General features: G+C 71.3%; 2 protein-coding genes and 1 pseudogene. All 3 read left to right on the forward strand.

Annotated features, from left to right (window positions below):
* Positions 1-263, forward strand: a pseudogene (locus I59_RS02520) (hypothetical protein); the annotation flags it as partial.
* Positions 260-1,198: an ABC transporter permease gene (locus tag I59_RS02525; RefSeq protein WP_022902532.1), complete on the forward strand. Its 939-nt coding sequence runs from the start codon at positions 260-262 to the stop codon at positions 1,196-1,198. The pseudogene I59_RS02520 and the gene I59_RS02525, both read left to right, overlap by 4 nt.
* A partial coding sequence (locus I59_RS02530; protein WP_022902533.1) for an ABC transporter permease occupies positions 1,195-2,002 on the forward strand: 808 nt, incomplete at its 3' end. The genes I59_RS02525 and I59_RS02530, both read left to right, overlap by 4 nt.

Below are 2,002 nucleotides of genomic sequence, written 5' to 3' on the forward strand. Positions count from 1 at the left end.
GAGCTGCTCGCCCCGCTGCAGGACGAGTTCGGGTTCGGATGCTGCTCGTCAGCCACGACCTCGCCGTCGTCCCCCAGCTCGCCGACGAGGTCGTCGTGCTCAACGACGGCCGCATCGTCGAGCGCGGCCGCACCGAGGCCGTGCTCGACGACCCGCAGCAGGACTACACGCGCATGCTCCTCGCGGCCGCGCCCGTCGCCGACCCCGTCCGGCAGGCCGAACGGCGCGAGGCGTGGCGTGCGTGGGAAGGGGTGGCCTCGTGACCGCCAACGTCGTCGACCGTCCCGTCGCGGCGGCTGCCGGTCGGACCACCGGGTTCCGTGCCGTCGTCCGCCGCGTCCGGAAGGACCGCTGGGCCGTCGCCGCCGCCGTCGTCATCGCCGTGTTCGTGGTGGTCGCGATCGCGGCGCCGCTCATCGCGTCCGTCAGCGGACAGGACCCGTACAAGTACCACATCGACGCGCTCAACGACTTCGGAGCGCCCCGCGGTGCCCTCGGCGGCGTGAGCGGGACGCACTGGTTCGGCGTCGAACCGCTCACCGGCCGCGACCTCTTCGCGATCGTGACCTACGGCGCGCGGACCTCGCTCGGCATCGGGCTCGCCGCGACCGCACTGTCGATCGTCATCGGCGTGCTCGTCGGCGTGACCACCGGGTTCTTCGGCGGCTGGTACGACCGTGTGCTGTCCCGGATCGTCGACGTCATCTTCGGATTCCCGTCGCTCGTGTTCATGATCGCCCTGACCGCGATCGTGCCGACGTCGTTCCCGAAGCCGGTCCTCGTCGTCCTCGTCATCGGGTTCTTCGGTTGGCCGAGCGTCGCGCGGGTCGTCCGCGGCCAGACGCTCTCGCTGGTGACCCGGAACTACGTCGTGGCCTCCACGGCCATGGGTGCCGGACGGTGGCACGTCATCCGGACGCAGCTGCTGCCGAACCTCGCCGCGACGATCACCGTCTACGCGACGATCTCGATCCCCTCGATGATCGGCGCCGAGGCCGCGCTCTCCTTCCTCGCCGTCGGCGTCACGCCGCCGACGCCGTCGTGGGGTCGCAGCATCGGCGACGCGGTCGGGTGGGTGCAGACCGACCCGATGTACCTCGTCTTCCCCGGCGCCGCGCTGTTCCTCATCACCCTCGCGTTCAACGTGCTCGGCGATGCGCTCCGCGACGCCCTCGACCCCCGTGGAGGTGCCCGGTGACCACCCTGCGCTTCATCGCGATCCGTGTCCTCGGCGCCGTCGTCGTGCTGCTCGTCGTCGCGGCGATCACCTACGCCCTGTTCGTGCTCCTGCCGACGAACCCCGCGCGGGCGATCTGCGACAAGCCCTGCACGCCGGACCGCCTCCGCGAGGTGCAGGCGTTCCTCGGCACCGACAAGCCCTGGTTCGCGCAGTTCGGCGCGTACCTCGCGGGCATCTTCACCGGCCGGACGTTCGGCAGCGGCGCCTCGGTGATCCACTGCGCCGCCCCGTGCTTCGGCTACTCGTTCCAGCTGCACGACAGCGTCACGAACCTCATCGTGTCGCGCCTGCCCGTCACAGCGTCGATCGCCGTCGGTGCCGCCCTGCTGTGGCTGGTCGCCGGAGTCGTCGGCGGCACGGTCTCGGCCCTCCGTCGCGGTACGTTCGTGGACCGCGCGGTCATGACCGTGGCCGTCGCCGGCGTCTCCTCGCCGTCGTACCTCGTCGGCCTGCTGGCGATCCTGCTGTTCGGCTTCGTGCTGGGGATCCTGCCGACGAGCGGCTACGTGGCGTTCACCGACGACCCGGTCGGCTGGTTCACGCACCTGATCCTGCCGTGGTGCGTCCTCGCGTTCATCAGCGCGGCGATCTACGCCCGGCTCACGCGGGGCGAGATGCTCGAGTCGATGTCGCAGGACTTCGTCCGGACCGCCCGCGCGAAGGGGCTGCCCGAACGCCAGGTCGTGGTGCGGCACGGGCTCCGCACGGGAATCCTGCCCGTGGTGACGCTGTTCGGGCTCCACCTCTGGTCGCTCCTCGGCG

This window comes from Curtobacterium sp. B8, from assembly GCF_000333315.1.
GTDB classification, from domain to species: domain Bacteria; phylum Actinomycetota; class Actinomycetes; order Actinomycetales; family Microbacteriaceae; genus Curtobacterium; species Curtobacterium luteum.